Source organism: Kitasatospora dryopteridis (assembly GCF_050749075.1).
Lineage (GTDB): Bacteria > Actinomycetota > Actinomycetes > Streptomycetales > Streptomycetaceae > Kitasatospora.
Window position 1 is genome coordinate 5856729 of sequence record NZ_CP192749.1, and the last position, 14631, is coordinate 5871359.

Annotated in this window: 15 protein-coding genes; 10 read left to right on the plus strand and 5 right to left on the minus strand. The window is 70.7% G+C overall.

Going from position 1 to position 14631, the window contains the following annotated elements:
- Window positions 1-5: 5 nt before the first annotated feature.
- The 7 genes from ACQ614_RS26380 (at window position 6) to ACQ614_RS26410 (ending at window position 7035) form a co-directional block, all read left to right on the plus strand.
- Window positions 6-227: a hypothetical protein gene (locus tag ACQ614_RS26380; protein ID WP_431681178.1), complete on the plus strand. Its 222-nt coding sequence runs from the start codon at window positions 6-8 to the stop codon at window positions 225-227.
- A gap of 14 nt (window positions 228-241) precedes the next feature.
- Window positions 242-2314, plus strand: a complete 2073-nt coding sequence (locus tag ACQ614_RS26385; protein ID WP_431681180.1) for a phage portal protein — start codon at window positions 242-244, stop codon at window positions 2312-2314.
- Window positions 2315-2376: 62 nt separating this feature from the next.
- The gene (locus ACQ614_RS26390) at window positions 2377-2616 is read left to right on the plus strand and encodes a hypothetical protein (protein WP_431681181.1); all 240 of its coding nucleotides are present in this window, start codon (window positions 2377-2379) and stop codon (window positions 2614-2616) included.
- Between the two features lie 114 nt (window positions 2617-2730).
- Window positions 2731-3756: a hypothetical protein gene (locus ACQ614_RS26395; protein WP_431681182.1), complete on the plus strand. Its 1026-nt coding sequence runs from the start codon at window positions 2731-2733 to the stop codon at window positions 3754-3756.
- Between the two features lie 88 nt (window positions 3757-3844).
- Entirely contained in the window at window positions 3845-4876 is a 1032-nt protein-coding gene (locus ACQ614_RS26400) for a hypothetical protein (RefSeq protein ID WP_431681183.1), read from the plus strand.
- A gap of 68 nt (window positions 4877-4944) precedes the next feature.
- Entirely contained in the window at window positions 4945-6105 is a 1161-nt protein-coding gene (locus ACQ614_RS26405) for an HK97 family phage prohead protease (RefSeq protein WP_431681184.1), read from the plus strand.
- A gap of 105 nt (window positions 6106-6210) precedes the next feature.
- Window positions 6211-7035 (plus strand): peptidoglycan recognition protein family protein, encoded by an 825-nt coding sequence (locus ACQ614_RS26410; protein WP_431681186.1) that lies wholly within the window; start codon window positions 6211-6213, stop codon window positions 7033-7035.
- 66 nt (window positions 7036-7101) lie between these two features.
- Here ACQ614_RS26410 and ACQ614_RS26415 read toward each other — a convergent pair whose 3' ends face one another.
- A complete protein-coding gene (locus ACQ614_RS26415) occupies window positions 7102-7749 on the minus strand; it encodes a hypothetical protein (protein WP_431681188.1) in 648 nt (215 codons plus the stop codon).
- A 388-nt stretch (window positions 7750-8137) separates the two neighbouring features.
- On the opposite strand from ACQ614_RS26415, the gene ACQ614_RS26420 reads away from it, so the two are divergent.
- The 3 genes from ACQ614_RS26420 (at window position 8138) to ACQ614_RS26430 (ending at window position 10970) form a co-directional block, all read left to right on the plus strand.
- The gene (locus ACQ614_RS26420) at window positions 8138-9451 is read left to right on the plus strand and encodes a phage major capsid protein (protein WP_431681190.1); all 1314 of its coding nucleotides are present in this window, start codon (window positions 8138-8140) and stop codon (window positions 9449-9451) included.
- Window positions 9451-9903 carry a hypothetical protein gene (locus ACQ614_RS26425; protein ID WP_431681191.1) on the plus strand — a complete coding sequence of 151 codons (453 nt, stop codon included), beginning with the start codon at window positions 9451-9453 and terminating at the stop codon, window positions 9901-9903. The genes ACQ614_RS26420 and ACQ614_RS26425 overlap by 1 nt, the downstream gene beginning before the upstream one ends.
- Window positions 9904-10133: 230 nt before the next feature.
- On the plus strand, window positions 10134-10970 hold the full coding sequence (locus tag ACQ614_RS26430) for an RNA methyltransferase (RefSeq protein ID WP_431681192.1): 837 nt from the start codon (window positions 10134-10136) through the stop codon (window positions 10968-10970).
- 7 nt (window positions 10971-10977) lie between these two features.
- On the opposite strand, the gene ACQ614_RS26435 is transcribed toward ACQ614_RS26430, so the two are convergent.
- Genes ACQ614_RS26435 through ACQ614_RS26450 form a run of 4 tightly spaced genes read right to left on the minus strand, consistent with a single transcriptional unit; the run spans window position 10978 to window position 14616 of the window.
- Window positions 10978-11979, minus strand: a complete 1002-nt coding sequence (locus ACQ614_RS26435) for a glycosyltransferase (protein ID WP_431681193.1) — start codon at window positions 11977-11979, stop codon at window positions 10978-10980.
- Window positions 11976-12836 carry a glycosyltransferase family 2 protein gene (locus ACQ614_RS26440; RefSeq protein ID WP_431681195.1) on the minus strand — a complete coding sequence of 287 codons (861 nt, stop codon included), beginning with the start codon at window positions 12834-12836 and terminating at the stop codon, window positions 11976-11978. The genes ACQ614_RS26435 and ACQ614_RS26440 overlap by 4 nt, the downstream gene beginning before the upstream one ends.
- On the minus strand, window positions 12833-13597 hold the full coding sequence (locus ACQ614_RS26445; RefSeq protein WP_431681197.1) for an HAD family hydrolase: 765 nt from the start codon (window positions 13595-13597) through the stop codon (window positions 12833-12835). The genes ACQ614_RS26440 and ACQ614_RS26445 overlap by 4 nt, the downstream gene beginning before the upstream one ends.
- Window positions 13594-14616, minus strand: a complete 1023-nt coding sequence (locus tag ACQ614_RS26450; protein WP_431681198.1) for an NAD-dependent epimerase/dehydratase family protein — start codon at window positions 14614-14616, stop codon at window positions 13594-13596. Before ACQ614_RS26450 ends, ACQ614_RS26445 begins: the two co-directional genes overlap by 4 nt.
- Between the last annotated feature and the right edge of the window lie 15 nt (window positions 14617-14631).

Here is a 14631-nt window from a genome sequence, read left to right on the forward strand (position 1 = left end):
GTGCCGTGACCACACTCAGCAGGCCCAACCCGCGCACCAAGAACGACGTCGCGCACCCGGCAGCACGCCGGGTGCGCGACGTCGTCGCCGTAGCCCTGTTCGCCCTCGGGACCGCGGGCCTCAACGCGGCCGCCTACACCACGGACCCGCGGCTCGGTACGGCCTGCACCAGCCTGTGCGCGCTCGCAGCCGCCACCGTCCTGGGCCGCGACGACGAGCAGCAGTAGGAGGAACCCCGCCCATGTCCCACCGCTGGTTCCCCACCCTGCGCCGAACCCCGCAGTCGGCCACCAAGAGCGAGCCGAACTACGCCCTCAACTGGTCGCCCGCTGGCATCGACCGGGCCCGGCCGTGGTCCGTCGAACGAGCCGTCCAGGACGGCATGGAACGCGCCGTGTGGATCTACAAGGCCGTGGACACCATCTCCAGCCACGCCGCCGACCGGCTGCTGCGCGTCCGCCCCCGCAGCGGAACCTCCGAGGACCCGCTGCCGCCACTCGCCGCGCACCCGCTGTACGAGGCGATGAACGTCAAGGCCAACCCCCTCGAGGGCGCCTGGATCTTCAAGAAGCGCGTCAGCATGCAGCTCCTGCTCTCCAAGCGCGGCGTCTTCCTGGAGCCCACGTTCAGCAGGGGCGGCGACCTGCTGCGCATCGACCTGCTGCCCCCGGGCCGCACCCGCCCGGTGCCCGGGAAGGGCGCGGACCTGGTCTCCCACTTCGAGACCGTCACGCCGACGGGAGAGCTGCGCACCCTGGACGTCGAGCAGGTGCGGTGGATCCGCAACCCGCACCCCCTCGACCCCTACTCCGGCATCACTCCGCTGGAGGCCGCCGGCCTGTCCGCCGACCTCGACTTCTTCACCCGGCACTACAACCTCAGCTTCGTCCACAACGACGCCCGCCCCGGCGGCGTCATCGGGATCGACGGCGACATGGACGACGCCGAACTGCGGCTGCTCCGCGCCAAGTTCGCCGGAGGGCCGTCGGCCGCCGGCGCGTGGACCGTCCTGTCGGGCGGCAACGTCACCGTCACCGACACCTCGGCCACCCCGCGCGACATGGCCTACGAGACCGTCTCCCTCAACTCCAAGGTCGAGCTCCTCGCGGCCTTCGGCGTGCCCGAATCCCAGCTCGGCAACGCCAGCGGCCGCACCTACGACAACGCCCGCGCCGAGAAGCTGATGTTCTGGGAGATCACGATGCCGCCGCACCTGCGCCTGGTCGCGGCAGCCTTCCAGGAGGACGCCGGCGACGGTAACGAGGCCTACTTCGACGTCTCCGACGTGGACGTGCTCCGCGAGGCACGCGCCAAGCGGCTCGCCGAGGCCCGCGAAGAAGTCGCCGCCGGCGTCCGATCCGTCCGCTCCTACGCCGAACTCGCCGGATACGCCGACGAAGTGGACGACACCCCGGCCACCCGCGCCTTGTGGCTGACCTCCGGCCGCACCCCGGTGCCCGCCCGCGCCGCCGACGCTCAGGCCCTCGGCGCTGGCCCGACCCAGCCCGCCCAGCCGCCGGCGCCCGCCGCCAAGGCCCTCGACACCGCGACCGGCGACCTGCCGCTCGACGACAACGCGGCAGGCGACCTCCGCGACCGCCTGGACGACGCCCTCCAGGCCCTGGCCGTCCGATGGACCGAACGCACCATCGCCCGCCTCAGCGCCCCCCGCAACCGCCAGGGCACCCGCCACTGGGACGACCGCGGCGCCGCCGACCCCCGCACCGGCAGCAAGGACCTGCCCGTCGAGCAGATGATCGACACGGCGACCTGGCAACAGGAAGCCGAGCAGGCCCTCCAGCCCCTCATCGAGCAGGCCGGCACCGCCGCAGCCCAGGAGATGTACCAGCTCCTCGACGTCCCGGGCACGCCGACCGTCGCCGCCTGGGCCACGCTCGCCCCTAGCCTGACCGAGACCATCACCCGACAGGCCGACCGGCTCGGCGACGATGTCCGCGCCGACGACCGATCCGGCGCGGACATCGTCGGCCTCACCGCCACCATCCGGGCCTGGGGCCGCACCATGGCCACCTGGGCCAGCGCCACCGCCGCCCGGCTAGCCACCGTCACCATCGAGACCGCCCGCGACCAGGCCGCCGCCGCCAGCGCCCGCGCCGGCCTCGTACGGCGCTGGGTCGCCCACGACGACGCCCGCACCCGCCCCGACCACGACGCCGCCGACGGCCAGACCCAGCCCCTCGGCCAGCCCTTCACCGTCGGACAGGACCTGTTGCGCCACCCCGCCGACCCCGAGGCACCTCCGGGGCAGGCCCTGAACTGCCGATGCCGCCTGGCCTGGCGGGTCCAGCACTGACTCCCCGTCAATCCCCGCTACGGGCCCGCCCAGGGCCCGTAGCGCACGTGTGAGGATGGAGCATGACCACCGGAACCCCACCCAGTGACCGGCAGCAGCTGAACGAGGACTGGATCCGCAGCCGGCGCTGGGACATCCGCTACGCCAACGGCAACCCCGTGACCACGCTCGACGGCCTCGCTGAAGTGCTCGGCATCGATCGGCGGGAGGCGGCCCGCCGCGTCCTGACCCAGCCCTTCGGGAAGGCCGCCCCCCAAGAGCTGCTGGACGAGGCCAAGCCGGCAGCCGACCCGGCCTCCTGATCCCGCGACCTCGCCGAACTACGGACGCCGGAAAGCGGTCCTGCGACGCAGCGACGCTATCGGCGACCTCTTGGCACTGTGCACCCTCCGCCCCAGCGCTGCCGAGGGAGTGCCATGCCGCATCCAGCCGTTCCTGCCATCCACCTGCGCCTCCGCAGGAAGCAGCAGCCCTTCCGCGAGAATCTGCACCCTCGGGATGGCCAGGGGCGCTTCGCGCACACGCCAGGCACCAGCACCGACCCGCTGCTGGAGCGCATTCGGGCCGCCGCAGCCCGGCCCGCCCGCGGCCCACGCTCGCAGCCGCAGTTCGACGAGGAAGAACACGGCCTGGTCTTCCGGGACGGCGACAGCGAGCGCGTGGCCCAGGCGTACAAGGCCAACGTCGTCGTCGGCCTGACCCGGGACCTGAACAACGTCCCGGACGATGCCCTCCTCACGGACCACGACCGCATCCGCCTGACCAGCGTCCAGAACGGCTACGCCCGCGCCCATCACGACCCGGAGACCGGGCAGCTGCGCACCACCGGCCCCGGCAGCTCGGCCCCGCACCCCTCGTGGACGACGGTCAGCCCGGAGAAGGCCCGAGACATCCTGCGATTGGAGGCCGTGAACCGCATGGTTGCGACCTGGGCGATGACCTCCAACGACGAGGACCCCGCCGCCCTCGCGCTGCAGGCCACCGCCCGCGACCACTTCGGCCTGCAGCCTGCCGCCGACTGGCCGAGCGTCGACCACCTCGCGCAGGCCACCGCCGACCACCAGGCCGCCCACCGGCTCGCGCTCGAAGCGTTCCTCACCGCCATGTGGGACGGCACCCAGACCCACCTCGCCGAAGCCAACCTCGGCTCCCTCACGGTCTTCCGAGGCATGAGCACCCCCGACGGCCGGCCGCCCGCAGGATGGGCCGCCGACGGCAGCACCCTCAGCGACCCGGCCCTGCGCCCCCTCTCGGCCTTCTCCCTCGACCCCGACGTCGCCCATCAGTTCGCCACCGAGGAGGGACCCGGCATCGTCATGAGCGCCATCGTGCCCGCCGGACGCATCATCGCGACCCCGGCCACTGGGATCGGCTGCCTGGACGAGAGCGAGGTCGTCGTCCTGGCCGGCCCCGGCACCTGGCACTGGCAGCCAGCCGACTGACGCTCACTCAGGCGCTGCTCGGCGCGACGCTGAGCCCCCTCCGCTGCCAGCCTGCCGCGACCCACACCACCCGGCAGAAAGCAGCACGGTGTACGCCGAGCCCACCACCGTCACCCTGCGCCTGCAGGCCAAGACTCGCCCGTGGGACGAGCACCATCACCGCCGAGACAACCGCGGGCGCTTCGCCGAACACGCCGGCACCGCACCGGCAGCCCTTCCCGGCACCCGATCCGACAGCCGACACATCCCCGACGCGGAGCTGCTCGGCAGCCGTCACCGCCCGGCCGGGAAGGTCAAGGCCGCCATGTGCGGCTCGCTTGCCCAGCGCATGAGCGCCATCGCGGACGAGCAGCTGCTTTCCGACCGGCAGCGCGACCGCCTCGCCCGGGTACGGGCCGGGCAACTCGCCGCCTACCAGCCGGAGAACGGCGCCAACGGGTACGCCGAGTACGTCGAGCAGGCAGACCTGGACAGCGGGACCCGCCGAGAGCCGTGGGGCTACACACGGATGACCGGCGACGAGTACTGGGACTTCGCCCGCGCCGAGGCCGTCTCCCACCTGGTGGCCGGCTGGGCCTCCACCGCCAACGACCACGACCCCCACGCCCTCGCGCTCCAGGAGACAGCCCGCCGCCGCTTCCACCTCGCGGACACGATGCCCTGGGACCACGGCCATGAGGAACTGGAAGCCGAGACCCAAGCAGTTCTCGCCGAAGACGGCCAGGTCCTGAACGCCTTCGTCACCGCCATGTGGGAGACCACGCAGGAGCACTTCGCCGCCCTGGGAGTCGGCCACGTCACCGTGCACCGCGGCTTCACCGGCGACTACGACGACACCCGCACCAGGGAGATCGACGGGTCCGGCACCGTCACCGACCTCCCGCTCCGGCCGCTCTCCTCGTTCTCCACCGAGGACCACATGGCAGAGGAGTTCGCCACGCAAGGCGGCGAGGTGTCCGGCTACGTCATGAGCGGCGACGTGCCGGTCACCCGCATCCTGGCCGTCCCAGGGACAGGGATCGGCTGCCTGGAAGAGACCGAGATCGTCGTCCTGGCCGGCCCCGGAGAGTGGCACGTCTACGAGGTGCACCCCGACGAGACGGACGACTACTTCGACTGAGGCCAGGCGCGACCCAAGACCCCACCGGCGCCTACGGTGGCCGGCACCAACCTTGGAGGAGCGACACGGTGGGAGCACGCACAGCCAGCGGCACGCTGGACCACAAGCAGGCGACCCTCGGCGTCCTGGAGACCGACGACGAGCAGGGCGCGTTCACCACGCTCGTGTCCGTCACCGGTCTCCTGGACCACGACGGAGACGTCATCGAGCCCGGCGCCTACACCCGCACCCTGGCCGAGCTCACCCCCAAGGGCGTGTGGTCGCACGACTGGAACGTGTGGACGGCCCGCACCGAGCACATCGAGGAACTGCTGCCCGGCGACGCACGGCTGCCGGTCGCCCTCCCGGACGGGCAGCCCTGGCCCGCCGGGGCGGGCGCGCTGCTCGTCAAGGGCCGCTGCAACCTCGCCACGCAGGCCGGGCAGGACATGTACGCCAACCTGCAGTTCTTCAGCGGCCAGGTGCAGTGGTCGATCGGCTACAAGGTCCGCACCGCCAAGCGCAGCAAGGGCGCCCGGCACATCACCGACCTCGACCTGTACGAGTACAGCCCGGTCCTGTTCGGCGCGAACCCGTACACTTCGACCCTCGACCTCAAGCGCCACCCGGACGCCAAGGCCCGCGGACTGCTGCGTGAGGCCGAGGTCGAACTCGCCCCGCTCGCCGGGACACTCGAAGAGCGCATCGACGCGATCACCGCCGTTGTGCAGCAGCGGCTTCTGCCGGCCAACACCGACGAGTTCGGCGGCGGATCTCTTCAGATCATCGGCACCTACCCGGACCGGGTGATCGCCTCCTTGTGGAAGTACACCGAGGACGGCTTCGGCGCCACCACCTGGGAGGTGCCGTACACCCTGGACGGTGAAGGACAGCCGACCGCCGGCCCGCCAAGCCCGGTGCGCCTGGTCCTGGACGTTGAGGGCGGCGGCGCGGATGCCGCCCTCGCCCCGCTGGTGCCCGACCTGGACCGGGTCACATCCCAGCTCAAGACCCTCACCACGGTGGAGAGCAAGGAAGGCCGGGCCCTGTCGGGCGAGAACGCCGGCCGTCTGGCCACCGCGGTTCAGCAGCTGGTCGCCGTCCTCGACTCCGCCGGCATCTCCTGGCAGCAGACGGACGACCCGCCGTCGCAGAGCAAGCAGGCGGCCACGACCCTGCACCTGGGCGAGATCAGCGCGGCCCTGGCCCTGTTCGCCGATGCCCACGAGAGCGCCAACGCGACCAAGTGACGACGCGACCTTAGCCACGGCCCCGGCCTAGCTTCCCGGCACCAAGTACTCAAACCGGGAGGACACCGTGCGAATGAGGCATTGGAGCGAGCCGGAGGCGAGCCGATGAAGCTCGTCTCCCGCTCCGAGTGGGGCGCGGCGCGGCCCACCGGCTCCTACATTCCTGTCAGCACCACCAAGGGCGTCAAGATCCACTACGAGGGGTCCGCCGTCCCGGGCGCCCTCGCCAGCGACCACGACCGCTGCGCCGGCCACGTTCGCGCCATCCAGTCCTCGCACATGGCGAACCGGGACGAGGGCTGGATCGACATCGCGTACTCCTTCGTCGTGTGCCCGCACGGCTACGTGTACGAGGGACGCGGCCTCCACCGGAAGAACGGCGCGAACGGCAACGGGCCCCTGAACGCCGGCCACTACGCGGTGTGCGCCATGGTCGGCACCTCCGGCATCACCTCGCCGACCGACGAGATGCTGAACGGCCTGGTCGACGCCATCGAGTACTGCCGCAGCGATGGCGGCGCCGGCAGGGAGGTCCGGGGCCACCGGGACGGCTACGCGACCGACTGCCCCGGCGACGACCTGTACGCGTGGATCCAGCGCGGCGCGCCCAGGCCCAGCGGCTCGGGAACGGCGCCGGCGCCGGTGACGCCGTCCGGCCCGTCGGCCGCTCCGCCCTTCCCCGGCCGCATCCTGCGGCTCGCCGAACCGATGATGCATGGCTCCGACGTGCGAACCGCACAGGCCCGGCTGATCGAACGCATCTGGAACGTCGGACCCGACGGCGCGGACGGCTGGTACGGGGAGCACACCCGATCCACCGTCGTCGCCTTCCAGCAGGACTCCACGGCCAACGGTTGGCCACTGGACGACGACGGCGAGATCGGACCGCTCACCTGGGCGGCCCTGTGGGACCGGCCCGTCACCCGCTGAAACGCCGCAGCGCCCCCACCAGAACGGTGGGGGCGCTGCGGGCTTGAGAAGACGGGGGCGACGCGGCTACCAGGCGTGCCGCCTGCCGCTCGCGAGGACCCCGCGCGTCCGGTTGATCGGCGGATCCCAGCTCCGACCGGTCGTGGCGCCGGAGATCGTGGCGACGGACACCCCAAGACGCTCGGCGAGGTCCGCGCTCGGGAAGTTCCCCCGAGCCAGCACCCGCCCCCGGTACGCCTCCCGGGTCAACTCTCCCAGCGAGCTGGTCGCCCACGTGGCCAGGACCCGGTAGCCCTCACGCACCCAGAACTGCTCCTCGACCTGCCGCACCGCGTCCGGCAGATCCGAGTCTGCGGCGTCCGACCAGACGGCTGGAGCGATCAGGTGGCCGGCGGCGTGCTCCTCGGCGGTCCGAACGTCCGCATGGATCTGCACCTGCGGCGTGAGGAGCCGGAAGGCCAGGGTCGTGAACCAGCCCTCTTCCGTTCGAGCCAGGCAGCCCCAGGCCCCACGCACCTGCGCCCTCGGCCACAGCGACCACGCTGCGAGCTGGTGCATCCAGGTCTCCGCTTGCCCTGCCTCTGTGCACGGCCCGTACAACGCCGTCTTTCCACCAGGCCCGGCAACGCGCAGCACCCAGCCCGCAGCCGAGGAGAGCACCTGGTATCGGGCCCCGGCCGCAGCCAGTTCGATGCCGGGCTGATCGGTCGGCACCGCCGCAGCCAGCTCAAGGTCTCCCGGAACCTGCGGTAGGTCGGGACGGGGGAAGGGATACACGTCGGGACTCCGATCGTCGGTACCGGTATCGGCCGAGCCCTTGCCGGCCGGTCCAACGCTCTGCGGGACCGCTCTCCACAGTCACCAACCTCACCCACCCTGGGCACACCCAACTTCGGTGACCGTCACAAGAGTTATGGCGCGAGAGCGGGGCGGAAGCCGATGCCCGCCAACAGGTAGCGGCTCGACGCGACACTAAGGACGGGCCGCTCCTACGGTGTGCCGATCGCCGTGGCGCACCGGTGCTGACCGGGCGCACGACGTGACACCCCTTCGCCCCGCACTGGCGGGACGGTCCGGCCCAACCCCCAAGGAGCGTCACCTCGTGACCGCCGACAAGAACCGGCTCAAGGAACTCAACGCCGCGCTGCGCGCTAAGGCCACCGAGCTCGACACCATCAGCAACGCCTTCACGATCGAGGACGGCGGAGTCACCGTCTCCACCGAGAAGGCCGCCGCCTTCCGCAAGACCCTCGGCGAGGCCCAGGCGATCAAGCAGCTGATCACCGACCTCGAGGGCGCCGCCAGCATCGAGACCTTCCTCAACGAGCCGGCCAGCCAGCCCTACGCCCCCCAGGACGCCGCACTCGCCGCCCGCCTCGGCGCCGGCCAGGCCAAGAGCCTCGGCCAGCGGTTCGTCGACTCCGACGAGTTCAAGGCGCTCAGTGGGGCCGGCTTCCGCGGCTCGTTCGACGAGATGGTGACCGTCGACGGCCACGCCCTCGACCAGCTCAGCAAGGACATCTTCAGCCGGTCCGCCGGCACCGCCTCCGTCCTCGGCCTCGGCACCCCGGAGCGACTGGAGATCGTCCCCCGCGCCGTCCGGCCGGGGCGCATCCGCGACCTGTTCCCCTCCCAGACCACCACCGCGAACCTGCTGTACGGCGTGCGGGTCACCGGCTTCACCAACGCGGCCGGTATCGTCCCCGAGCGCGCCATGGAGGTGCCGCCCGGCGGCGGCGCGGCGGTGGAGGTGTTCGCGCGGGCCGGCCAGTCCAACCTGACCTTCAAGACGGTCACCTACCCGGTCGCCGAGATCGCGCACACCATGCCGATTCACAAGAACACGCTCGCCGACGAACCGCGGCTGCGCGACCTGATCGACAGCGAGATGGTCGACGGCGTGAAGATGGCCGAGGACAACGAGGTCCTCTACGGCCCGGGCGGCGACGAGCGGATCACCGGCATCGTCAACACCCAGGGCGTCCAGACCTACGCCCAGGTGGACCCGGACAAGCAGTCGGCCGCCATCCGGCGCGCCGCGACCCGGGCGTTCCTCGCCTACTTCCCGCCCACCGGCATCGTCCTCCACCCCTTCGACTTCGAGGACCTGGAGCTGGAGACCGACAACCAGGGCGCCTACCGCGTCGCGGTCAACGTCGCGGTCGGCGCGCAGAAGGTCGTCTGGCGGCTCGCCGTCGTGGACTCCATGGCGATCACCGAGGGCAAGTTCCTCATCGGCAGCTTCGGGCTCGGCGCCCGCCTCTACGACCGCGAGCAGGTCTCCGTCCAGATCTCCACCGAGAACCGCGACAACTTCGAGCGCGGCGTGGTGACCGTGCGCGGCTCCGAGCGCGTCGGTCTCGAGGTGCCCCGCCCCGAGTCCTTCGTCTACGGCACCTTCAAGGCGACCCCCTGATGGCCACCCGCAAGCCGCCCGTGAAGGCGGCCGCCAGCACGCCCAAGCCGCAGGACACCTCCGAGGCCAGCAGCGCCCCGCCGCCGGCCAGCCCGCCCGGCATGGAGCTGTCGGCCGCCGCCCCACTCGAACCGCCGACAACGTCCCACGCACCGGAGCCCGCGCCCAGTCCCGAGCCGCCGACGCAGCCAGGGACCACCGCCCATCAGCCCCTGGCCGTCGACCACACGGAACTCGTGGGCGAGGACGGCAACGAGCTGCCGCACGACCTCGCCGAGCTGTTCGACCTGACCCACCCCGAGTGGACGGTCGTCTACCCGCGCCTGCGGATCTACCAGCGCCGCACCTACACCGGAAGCCGACGAACCGTCACCCAGCTCCTCTACACCCCCGCGCAGCCGATCCCGCGAGGAGAGTTGGACCGGTTCGGCCTCCTCTTCGGCCGGGAGTGACTGCTCGATCTCAAGCAGCTCGCAGCCCGCCCCACAACGGGGCGGGCTCGCTTTCACTGTCCCGGGCCGGCTGAACCGGCTCGGCTCCTTCGTTAGAACTCGGCGGACTGGGCCGCCCTGCGCGTGGAGGCCGAGCCATCGCATTGCCAGGTGTAGGGTTCATGGCACGCTGGTGCGGACTCCGTAGGCTCGGAACGCATCGTTAAGTTCGGATCACCTTGGAGGGACAGGTGCCAGCGGTCAAGCGGATCACCTCCCGCAACGCCCGGTTCCAGCAGTGGCAGTCCCTGCTCACGAACCGGAACAAGCGCACCCGGGCAGGTGAGTTCCTGGTGCAGGGCGTGCGCCCGATCTCGCTGGCGGTTGAGCACGGATGGCCCATTCACGCCCTGATCTACGACGGACAACGGAAGCTGTCGCAGTGGGCAGAGGGACTGCTTCGCACGGTGAAGACCGAGCGGATCGAGATGGCATCCGAGATGCTCGCGGACCTGGGCGAGAAGAACGAGAGCGCGCCCGAGGTCGTCGCCGTGGTTGGGATGCCGGCTGACGACCTCAACCGGATCAACGTCGAGGACGACTTCCTGGGCGTGCTCTTCGATCGGCCTACAAGCCCCGGGAACATCGGCAGCATCATCAGGTCTGCGGATGCCTTCGGTGCGCACGGACTGATCGTGTCAGGTCACGCTGCTGACGTGTACGACTCCAAGTCCGTGCGTGCGAGCACTGGCTCGTTGTTCGCGCTCCCGGCAGTGAGGGTGCCGTCTCCCAGCGAGGTGACCGACTGGGTTGAGATGCAGCGCTCTCAGGGCCGTCCGATGGTGCTGGTCGGTACGGACGAGAAGGGGGATTGCGATGTCTTCGACTTCGACTTCACCCAGCCCACGCTGTTGCTGATCGGGAACGAGACCTCTGGCCTCAGTAGCACGTGGCATGACATGTGTGACTACATGGTCAGCATTCCGATGTCTGGGGCGGCGAGTTCACTGAACGCTGCGAACGCGGCGACTGCGGTTCTCTACGAGGCTTCCCGGCAGCGGATCGCGGCCGGGAAGCGCTCAGCTTGATCCACGCTCAGATCCAGGCGGTGCCCACCGCTGCCCTGGCGTAGACCGTCAGGTACTTCTCGGCGATTACGTCATGTCCCCAGTGCTCCCGGGCTGTCCTACGCAAGTCCGGTGCCGCAGGGAGACTAGCCAGCAGGCGGGTGGCTTCTCTCGGCCTGGGGATGTGCCCTGCGGGGATCACCGCCCCGACGTGGGGGACGATCTCGGGCAGGCACCCGTTGTCGCTCGCGATGACCGGGGTGCCGCTGGCGGCGGCCTCGGAGACTACGGTCGCGCCTGGTTCGATCCACTCGCCGCCGAATGGGCCGTTCCACGGTTGGGACAGGACGAGCAGTGCGCGTGCGTCCGCGAGCAGATCGGTGCGATCGGTGCCGCCGATCTCTCCGATGTAGTCGGCGGTGCCCGCGAAGTCCGCCAGGATCTGGTCTAGGTAGCTTCGTTCCCAGGCCGGGCCGGCGATCTTGAGAGACAGTCCGGCGGCCCGGGCGAAGGCGGCGGCCTCGCGGGCTCCCTTGTGGACGGAGACGCGGCCGAGGAATAGCAGGAAGTCCTGCTTCACCTCGCGGTACGTGCAGCGACTAGGGTTGACGGGAAGTCGGATGATCGGTGCTGCGATGGACCCGGCGGCCTGTCGCTGGGCCCGGGAGAGGTAGACGCCGTTCGCCCGGTAGGTGGGAATACCGTTGAGATGGTGTGTCCTCACCGTCGGCCACAGGCCATCGGCAGGTAGCAGCGTCCCGTTGGTGTGGTCGTGCACCACGTCCGGGGCGAAGTCTTGAAGGGCTTCCAGGGCCGTGTCCGGTGTCGTGGCGGCTGAGACGCTGAGCCCCGGCCTCGCTACGCTGCCGGGGGCGCCGAGCAGAAGAACCTGGCAGCCAGCCGCGAGCAGGCCGTCGATCAGGGCGGCGACCACCCACTGGATTCCGCCGTAGCCCTGAGGTGGCACGGTGATCCACTGCTCGGGGTCCTGACCGTACCGGTAGGGCGGGTTCAGCATTGCGATCCTCATGCCGGGCTCCCAGTAGCCTGGCGGAGGAGTTGGCCGGTCTCGCCGACCAGGACGGCGGCGGTGTAGAGGAGGGCGAGCGCGGTCGCTCGAGGACCGCTGCCGCCGGAGCGGTTGCGGCTCCACTCCTTGCGCAGGCCTCGCCGTGTGGTGTTGCGGCGGACTTCGCTGCGGCCCTGCCAGTAGGCGCGGCGCAGAAGGTAGCCGAGTCTGAGCCGCGTGACGGGGATCAGGTGGCGGACCTCGGCATCGTCGAGGACGGTGCCGCTGGCTCCGAGGCCGAGGAGCTGGCGCACGAGCGTGGTGTCCTCGGCGGAGCTGAGGCAAGCACCGATCCGGCCGAGGCGCTCGTTGAAGCCGACACTGAGCAGGCGGGCGTGGTCGCGGTCGAGGGCGAAGCAACCGCCCCAGATGCTGGCAGGTAGCCCGGGGTGATGGGAGCCGAGGTAGTGAAGCTGCCCGTCGGTCAGATACCAGGGGGTTGGGTGGCCTTGGAAGTCGGCGGTGATCCGGGTACCGGCGACGTGCACGCCGTTGCCCAAGGCGGCGCGGATGCGGTCGACGGTAGCCAGGGTGGGGACTATGTCGTCGTCGACGAACAGGATGTGCTGGGTGGCGGCTTCCTTCAGGGCGAGGTTGCGGCTGTAGGACAGGCCGATAGTGCGTCCGTTGAACAGCGCGGTGATCTGCTGGTCGGTGGCGGCTTGGACGAGCCGTCGGGTGGTGTCCGCGCGTACGGCGGTGTCGACGATGACGAGGAGATGGTCCTCCGGGCCGAGAAGGGCGCGGAGGCGATCGATGGCGGCGTGCAGGAGCGCGGGCCGGTTGCTGCACATCGCCACGGTCAGGGGCACGGTCACCGGATCGCCTCCTTCGCGTTCGAGTGCCGGGGTTGTGTGGTGAGCGCGGTAGCCAGGTCGGCGAGGTCGCGGCCGTGCAGGCTGTGGTCGGCGGCGGGGTGCTGACGGATTGCGTGGCGTTCGACGCGCACGACTTCGTAGGCAGCGGCCAGAGCGGGGTCGATGCTGGACGGGACGGACCAACCGGTGGGCAGGGCGACCAGGGCGGCATGGGCCCCGACAAGTTGGGCGGGTGCGGCGTCGTGGTCGGGGCGATCGCCGATCACCAGGGTGGTCACGGCCTTCCAGCCGAGCTGGCCGAGTGCCCACTGCAGCAGCGCGGGGTTGGGCTTGGCGATGCCGACGAGGGCATCGAGGGCGACCAAGGCGAGGTGGTCGACGGCTCCGATGTCGCGCAATGCGTTCTCGCACTCGGGTGGCTGGTTGGCGACGACGCACACCGGTCGGTCCGCGGCGATCGCAGACAGAGCGTCAAGAGCGCCGGGGATCACCTGCACGTGATCGGTCCAGGTGTGGCGGACGTGCCTCCAGCTCTCCGTGCCGGCCGGACTGTAGAGGCCGGGGCTGGTGGCGGCACGGGTGCGCTGCAGATAGAAGCGACGCATCTCGGCGGTGAACTGCTCGATCGTCAGCGTGGGGTCGGTGTCACCGGCGCGCTCCAGGACGCCTTGGAGCCAGATGAGTTCGAAGGGCTCGTCGTAGTAGAGGATGCCACCGACGTCGATGGCGACGGTGCCGATCGCGGGGAGGGTGCGGTTCACTGCTGGTCCGTCCTGGCGGTGGCGGTGGTGTACCACTCGGGCTGGCTGTCGGCGTCGACTTCGAGGGCGAGGGTGCTGCGGGGCTGGACGGGGCCGTGCTGCTTCGCCCAGGTGGCGGTGGTGGCGAGGCCCTCGGCCAGCGGGGTGTCCTTCCAGTCGCCCAGCAGCAGGCGGGCGAGCTCGCTGCTGGTGTAGGCGGCGCGGACTTCCTCGCGCGTCTCCAAGTGGCGGATCGGGTGATCGGGCACGCCCATCGCCTCGCGCACTGCTTGGGCCATCTCCAGTACGGTGAGCGGCTGTTGGCTGCCGACGTTGATCACGCGGTTCCAGTGGCGGGGGGTGTCGGCGGCGTCGAGGAAACAGTCGGCGATGTCGTGGACGTAGGTGAAGGCGCGGCGCTGGCTGCCGTCGCCGTAGACGGTGATCGGCTCGCCGCGCATGATCTGGTTGAGGAAGATCGCGACCGCGTTGCGCAGGGGGTCGGCCATGTTCTGGCGTTCGCCGTAGACGTTGTGCATCCGCAGTGCGGTGAACGGCAGCCCTTGCAGGTGGGCGGTGATGGCGAGTTCCCGTTCGATGGTGAGCTTGGCGTTGCCGTAGCTGTCGGCGGGCTGGGGCTGGTCGTCCTCGTGCATCGGGACGCGGCCGGTACCGTAGACGGCGACCGAGGAGGCGTAGGAGAAGTACCGGACCTTGGTGGTGAGGGCGGCATTGATGAGGTTGATGCTGCCGAGCACGTTGACGGCATAGTTGTGGTGCTTGACCGCGTGGCTGATGCCTTCGGCGGCGAACGCGGCCAGGTGGAAGATGCTGTCGAAGCGGTGGCTGGCAAGCAGGTCGGTCACGGTGGCCCGGTCGGCGATGTCGCCGACGACGAGGGCCGCGCCGTCGGGGACGTTCTCGTGCTTGCCTCCGTCGAGGTTGTCGAGGATCACGACGTCGTCGCCGCGGGCGAGGAGGCGGTCGGCGACGTGGGATCCGATGAAGCCGGCGCCGCCGGTTACAAGGTGGAGGGGCATGGGCGTGATCTCCGT

Coding starts and splice junctions, on each gene's coding strand:
- ACQ614_RS26385 (WP_431681180.1), top strand. CDS start 242: ATGTCCCACCGCTGGTTCCCCACCCTGCGCCGAACCCCGCAGTCGGCC.
- ACQ614_RS26390 (WP_431681181.1), top strand. CDS start 2,377: ATGACCACCGGAACCCCACCCAGTGACCGGCAGCAGCTGAACGAGGAC.
- ACQ614_RS26395 (WP_431681182.1), top strand. CDS start 2,731: ATGCCGCATCCAGCCGTTCCTGCCATCCACCTGCGCCTCCGCAGGAAG.
- ACQ614_RS26410 (WP_431681186.1), top strand. CDS start 6,211: ATGAAGCTCGTCTCCCGCTCCGAGTGGGGCGCGGCGCGGCCCACCGGC.
- ACQ614_RS26425 (WP_431681191.1), top strand. CDS start 9,451: ATGGCCACCCGCAAGCCGCCCGTGAAGGCGGCCGCCAGCACGCCCAAG.
- ACQ614_RS26435 (WP_431681193.1), bottom strand. CDS start 11,979: ATGAGGATCGCAATGCTGAACCCGCCCTACCGGTACGGTCAGGACCCC.
- ACQ614_RS26450 (WP_431681198.1), bottom strand. CDS start 14,616: ATGCCCCTCCACCTTGTAACCGGCGGCGCCGGCTTCATCGGATCCCAC.